Source organism: Micromonospora sp. (assembly GCF_048594385.1).
GTDB classification, from domain to species: domain Bacteria; phylum Actinomycetota; class Actinomycetes; order Mycobacteriales; family Micromonosporaceae; genus Micromonospora; species Micromonospora wenchangensis.
This window is the reverse complement of record NZ_JBMDWU010000148.1, coordinates 1-6,207: the sequence shown is the minus strand read 5'-3', so window position 1 is coordinate 6,207 and position 6,207 is coordinate 1. Positions and strand designations below refer to the sequence as shown.

Genomic DNA, 6,207 nt, shown 5'->3' with positions numbered 1-6,207 from the left:
CGACCGCGCCGGCCCCCGTCCCGGCCCCACCGCCCGCCGCCCCGACCCCGCCGGCCGCCGCGCCGCCCGCACCGGGCCGGCCGGCGTCACCGCCCGCCACCGGCGGCGAAGCGACGACGATCATGCCCGAGCTCCCCGGCTAGGAGGGGACGGACGCCACCGCTCCGATACGCTCAGGGTCGTTGACGACCCCTGTCGAGGAGCTGAAACCGGTGTCTGACCTGTCCCAGATCGTGAAGGCGTACGACGTCCGTGGGACGGTGCCCGACCAGTGGGACGAGCGGGTCGCCGAAGCCCTCGGTGCCGCCCTCACCCGGGTGCTCGACGAGGCCGGCGAGCCGGACGGTGCCGTGCTGATCGCGCACGACATGCGGGCCACCGGCCCGGGGCTGGCCGCCGCCTTCGCCGACGGCGTGCGGGCCGAGGGGCGGGCCGTGATCGAGTTGGGGCTCGCCTCCACCGACATGCTCTACTACGCCTCCGGCGCGCTCGGCCTGCCCGGGGCGATGTTCACCGCCAGCCACAACCCGGCGCAGTACAACGGCATCAAGATGTGCCGCTCCGGGGCCCGCCCGATCGGCCAGGACAGCGGCCTGGCCGACATCCGGGCCCGCGCCCAGGCGCTGCTGGACGCCGGCACCCGGCCGGCCGCCGCGTCGCCGGCCCCCGTCGACCGGCGTGACCTGCTCCCCGACTACGCGGCCCACCTGCGCAAACTGGTCGACCTGTCGACCATCCGTCCGCTCAAGGTGGTGGTGGACGCCGGCAACGGGATGGGCGGCTACACGGTGCCGAGCGTGCTCGGCGACGCGGCGTTGCCGGCCCTGCCGCTGGAGATCGTGCCGCTCTACTTCGAGCTGGACGGCACCTTCCCCAACCACGAGGCCAACCCGCTCGACCCGAGGAACCTGGTCGACCTCCAGCGGGCCGTGGTGACCCACTCCGCCGACCTCGGCCTGGCCTTCGACGGCGACGCCGACCGGTGCTTCGTGATCGACGAGCGGGGCGAGCCGGTCTCCCCGTCGGCGATCACCGCCCTGGTCGCCGCCCGCGAGCTGGCCAAGCACCCGGGGTCCACGGTGATCCACAACCTGATCACCTCCCGGGCCGTACCGGAGATCATCCGTGAGCACGGGGGCGTGCCGGTGGTGGCCCGGGTGGGGCACTCCTTCATCAAGGCCGAGATGGCCCGGACCAACGCGATCTTCGGTGGGGAGCACTCGGCGCACTACTACTTCCGGGACTTCTGGTTCGCCGACACCGGCATGCTCGCCGCCATGCACACCCTGGCCGCCCTCGGTGAGCAGTCCCAGCCGCTGTCCCTGCTGGCCAGCGTCTACGAACGGTACGTCGCCTCCGGCGAGATCAACTCCACGGTCACCGACCAGGAAGCCCGGGTCGCGGCGGTGCGGGCGGCGTACCCGCAGGCGGAGGCCGACGAGTTGGACGGGCTCACCCTGCGGTTCCCCGACGGCGCGTGGGTCACCCTGCGCGCGTCCAACACCGAGCCGCTGCTGCGGCTCAACGTCGAAGGTCCGACCGAGCAGCGGATGACCTCGCTGCGCGACGAGGTGCTGGAGCGGGTTCGCCGATAAGATCCCCTCCGCCGGTCGGCACCGCCGACCGGCACAGACCACACACGTGGAAGGAGCCGCGCCGTGGCCCTGGACCCGCAGTTGCTCGAAATCCTCGCCTGCCCGGACACACACCACGCACCGCTGGACTACGACGCTCAGGCCCAGACCCTCACCTGCACGCAGTGCGGTCGCATCTTCGAGGTGCGCGACGACGTGCCGGTGCTGCTGCTGGACGAGGCTCGTGGCGGGCCGGAGGCGCAGCGGTGATGGACGGAACGGCCGGCGTCAGCGGCCGGCGGGTGGCCGACGAGTCGATCCTGGACGACCCGGACGCGGTCGCCGCCCATGATCCGGGCGGCATGCTGCGCTTCACCGCCTCGGCCGGGGCCCAGGTGCGGGAGTCCGCCGCGCTGGCCGCCGAGGCCAACCTGGCGCTGCTGGAGGACGAGGGCCGCCCGCGTGCGGTCGTCATCGCCGGCATCGGCACCGCCGGGCGTACCGGGGACGTGCTGGCCACGGTCGCCGGGCCGCGCTGCCCGGGGCCGGTGATCCCGCACCGCAGTGCCGGGGTGCCCGGCTGGGTCGGCGCGGCCGACGTGGTGATCGCGGTCAGCGCGTCCGGCCGCAGCCCGGAGGCGTTGGGCGCCGCCGAGGCCGCGCACCGTCGGGGTGCCCGGCTGGTCGCGGTGGGCGCGCCCGACTCGCAGTTGCAGTCGGTGGCCGAGCGGGCCCGTGCGCCGTTCATCCCGGTGCCCCGTCGTGCCCCGGCCCGCGCCAGCCTCTGGGCGCTCACCGTGCCGGTTCTGCTCGCCGCCCGTACGCTCGGCCTGGTGAAGGTCAACGAGGCGGATCTGGCCGAGACGGCGGCCCGGCTGGACGCCGACGCCGACCGGTGCCGGTCGACCGCCGAGTCCTTCGTCAACCCGGCGAAGTCGCTGGCCCTCGGGCTGGCCGGGTCGATTCCGATCGTCTGGGGTTCGTCCCCGCTGGCCACCGTGGCGGCCCGCCGTTTCGGTGACACGCTGTCGGCCAACGCCCGCTACCCGGTGGTCGCCGGGGCGCTGGGTGAGGCCGGTCGGGGCCGGGTCGGCCTGCTCGACGGCGTCTTCGGTGGTCTGGTGGAGTCGACGCGGGACATCTTCGCCGACCCCGACGAGGTCGAGCCCGATCCGACCCGGCTGCGGCTGGTGCTGCTGCGTGACGGTGGCCTCAACGCCGACGACGACACCGACGAGCCGCTGGCCGTCGAGGAGCGTCGTGCCGACGCGGTGCAGACCCTCGCCGAGCGGCGCGGGGTGCGCTGCGACGTGGTCACCGCCGAGGGCGGCTCCGCGCTGGAACGGCTCGCCTCCCTCGTCGCGGTGCCCGACTTCGCGTCGGTCTATCTTGCCCTGGCCCACGGGCTGGACCCGATGGCCGTTCCGGCCGTCACCGAGATGAAGGAGCTGTCGAACCAGTGAGCGCGAACGGCGGTACCAAGGCGATCATCGCCGCTCTGCTGGCGAACATCGGTATCGCCATCACCAAGTTCATCGCGTTCCTGCTGACCAGTTCGTCGTCGATGCTGGCGGAGTCGATCCACTCGGTGGCCGACTCGGGCAACCAGGCGCTGCTGCTGCTCGGTGGCAAGCGGGCCAAGCGGGCGGCCACCCCGGAGCACCCCTTCGGGTACGGCCGGGAGCGCTACATCTACGCGTTCATCGTGTCGATCGTGCTGTTCAGCCTCGGTGGCCTGTTCGCGCTCTACGAGGCGTGGCACAAGGCGGCCGACCCGCACCCGATCACCGCGTGGCAGTGGGTGCCGGTGACGGTGCTGCTGGCCGCGATCGTGATGGAGGGCTTCTCCTTCCGTACGGCGATCAAGGAGTCGAACCACACCCGGGGTAGCCAGTCCTGGGTGAACTTCATCCGTCGGGCCAAGGCGCCGGAGCTTCCGGTGGTGCTGCTGGAGGACTTCGGCGCGCTGGTCGGTCTGGTGCTCGCGCTGTTCGGTGTGGGGCTGACGCTGATCACCGGCAACGGCATGTGGGACGCCGCGGGCACCGCGATGATCGGTGTGCTGCTGGTGATCATCGCGATCGTGCTGGCGATCGAGACGAAGAGCCTGCTGCTCGGCGAGGGTGCCGACCCGGGCGACCTGGCGACGATCGAGCGGGCCGTCACCGACGGCCCCGAGGTCGAGCGGATCATCCACATGAAGACGCTCTACCTCGGCCCGGAGGAGCTGATGGTGGCCGCGAAGATCGGCGTGCCGGCCTGGGAGAGCGCCGAGGAACTGGCCCGGGGCATCAACGCGGTCGAGGCGCGCATCCGCGCGGCCGTGCCGATCGCCCGGGTGATCTATCTGGAGCCGGACATATACCGCGGCGCCGCCGAGCGGGCGGGCACCGGCACGGCCGCGCCGACCGCCGCGGCACCGGCGGGTGGGGCGAGTGAGGTGGCCGGGCGGGCCGGAGGCTGACCGTGGAACTGCTGCACGGGTCGATCCGCGACTACGCCTGGGGGTCCCGCTCGGCGCTCGCCGAGTTGCAGGGGCGACCGGCGCCGACCGACGGCCCGGAGGCGGAGCTGTGGCTGGGCGCCCATCCGGGTGGCCCGGCCATGGTCGACCGGGACGGTGCGCGGGTGAGCCTGACCGACCTGCTGGTCGCCGAGCCGGACCACTGGCTCGGCACGGAGGTGGTCGGCCGGTTCGGCACCCGGCTGCCGTTCCTGTTGAAGGTGCTCGCCGCGGACGCCCCGTTGAGCCTGCAGGCCCACCCCGACGCCGAGCAGGCCCGCGCCGGCTACGCCGCCGAGCAGGCTGACGTCGAGCGGGCAGGTGCCGGGCAGGCCGGGGCAGGGCAGGCCGGTGACGGGTGGGTCGACGGGGTGGTGGGGCGGGCACGGGGGCCGCGCAACTACGTCGACCCGTACCACAAGCCGGAGTTGCTTGTGGCGTTGACGCCGTTCGACGCGCTCTGCGGGTTCCGGGATCCGCAGGTGTCGGCGACGGCGTTGGCCGGGTTCGGCGTACCGGAGTTGTCGCCGGTGGTGGCCGCGCTGCGGGCCGGGCCGGCGGGGCTGCGGGAGGCCGTACGCGCGCTGCTGAGCTGGCCGGACGCCGACCGTGCCGGGCTGGTCGAGGCGGTGCGCACGGCGGACGCCGGCGGGCCGGACGCGGAGCTGGCCCGGGACCTGGCGACCCGCTACCCGGCCGATCCGGGGGTGCTGGTGGCGCTGCTGCTGCACCACGTGCGGTTGACGCCGGGGGAGGCGATCTGGATGCCGGCCGGCAACCTGCACGCCTACCTGAGCGGCACCGGTGTGGAGATCATGGCGGCCAGTGACAACGTGCTGCGCGGCGGGCTGACCCCGAAGCACGTGGACGTCGACGAGTTGCTGCGGGTGCTGCGGTTCGAGGTGCTGGACGAGCCGGTCCTCGTCGCCCGGTCGGTGACGCCCGGGGTGGTCTGCTGGCCGGTGCCGGTGGACGACTTCGCGCTGCACCGGGTGACGGTGGACGCGGCCGGGCCGGAGGTCCGGCTGCCGCTGCCCGGCCCCCGGGTGGTGTTCTGCCACCAGGGCAAGGTCGGGGTGGACGACGGCCAGGGGGCGGTGATGCTCGGCCCGGGGCAGGCCGCCGTGGGCACGGCCGCGGGTGCGGCGCTGGTGCTGTCCGGTACGGGCACGGCGTTCGTCGCCACGTGCGGCGGCTGACGGCACCGCGCAGCGACCTGCGCCACGCCGCAAGTCCGACTTTCCCGAATTGCTTGACTGATCCGTGTCTCACGGTAATCTCATGAGTACGCAGCGTTGTCGCGATGAAGGTCCGGCGGCGCGCGGGGGTAACCAAACCGGGGGGATGCACGGGGCGGCCGGCAGGTGGACGAGGTTTCGTCCCATGCCGACCGCCCCGTGCGCTGTCTCGAGGCGGCCCACAGTGCGCCGCGAGGAGGCGGGCGTAAGGTGGATGGTCGCGCAGCCATCGTTCGACAGGAGCCTTCATGACCAGCACCCTCCCGGCGTCATCCAGCGACGCCCGGCCGAGCACCCTCGCCGAGGGCGACTACAAGGTGGCGGATCTGTCGCTCGCCGAGTTCGGGCGCAAGGAGATCCGCCTCGCCGAGCACGAGATGCCCGGCCTGATGGCGATCCGCCGCGAATTCGCCGACGCCCAGCCCCTCGCCGGCGCCCGGATCACCGGTTCGCTGCACATGACCATCCAGACCGCCGTCCTGATCGAGACGCTGGTCGCCCTCGGCGCGCAGGTCCGCTGGGCGTCCTGCAACATCTTCTCCACCCAGGACCACGCCGCCGCGGCGATCGTGGTCGGCCCCGAGGGCACCCCGGAGGCGCCCTCCGGCGTCCCGGTCTACGCCTGGAAGGGCGAGAGCCTCGAGGAGTACTGGTGGTGCACCGAGCAGGTGCTCGCCTGGCCGGACGGGCAGGGCCCGAACATGATCCTCGACGACGGCGGTGACGCCACCCTGCTGGTGCACAAGGGCGTCGAGTTCGAGAAGGCCGGTACGGTCCCGGCGGTCGAGACCGCCGACTCCGAGGAGTACGCGGTCATCCTCCAGGTGCTGCACCGCAGCCTCGCCGAGGACAACCAGCGCTGGACCCGGATCGCCGCCGGCATCAAGGGCGT

The 6,207-nt window shown here is 73.3% G+C and carries 6 protein-coding genes; all 6 read left to right on the top strand.

The window, feature by feature from the left end; all coding sequences use genetic code 11:
• Positions 1-212: 212 nt before the first annotated feature.
• On the top strand, positions 213-1,595 hold the full coding sequence (locus ACOJTC_RS07430) for a phosphomannomutase/phosphoglucomutase (protein ID WP_420116281.1): 1,383 nt from the start codon (positions 213-215) through the stop codon (positions 1,593-1,595).
• A gap of 63 nt (positions 1,596-1,658) precedes the next feature.
• A complete protein-coding gene (locus tag ACOJTC_RS07425) occupies positions 1,659-1,844 on the top strand; it encodes a Trm112 family protein (protein WP_088642951.1) in 186 nt (61 codons plus the stop codon).
• Complete coding sequence (locus ACOJTC_RS07420; protein WP_420116280.1) at positions 1,841-3,037, top strand: SIS domain-containing protein; 1,197 nt, start codon at positions 1,841-1,843, stop codon at positions 3,035-3,037. Before ACOJTC_RS07425 ends, ACOJTC_RS07420 begins: the two co-directional genes overlap by 4 nt.
• Entirely contained in the window at positions 3,034-4,038 is a 1,005-nt protein-coding gene (locus ACOJTC_RS07415; protein ID WP_420116279.1) for a cation diffusion facilitator family transporter, read from the top strand. The genes ACOJTC_RS07420 and ACOJTC_RS07415 overlap by 4 nt, the downstream gene beginning before the upstream one ends.
• A 2-nt stretch (positions 4,039-4,040) precedes the next feature.
• Positions 4,041-5,276, top strand: coding sequence for a mannose-6-phosphate isomerase, class I (gene manA, locus ACOJTC_RS07410; RefSeq protein ID WP_420116278.1), 1,236 nt, complete (start codon positions 4,041-4,043; stop codon positions 5,274-5,276).
• A 287-nt stretch (positions 5,277-5,563) separates the two neighbouring features.
• A partial coding sequence (locus ACOJTC_RS07405; RefSeq protein ID WP_420116277.1) for an adenosylhomocysteinase occupies positions 5,564-6,207 on the top strand: 644 nt, incomplete at its 3' end.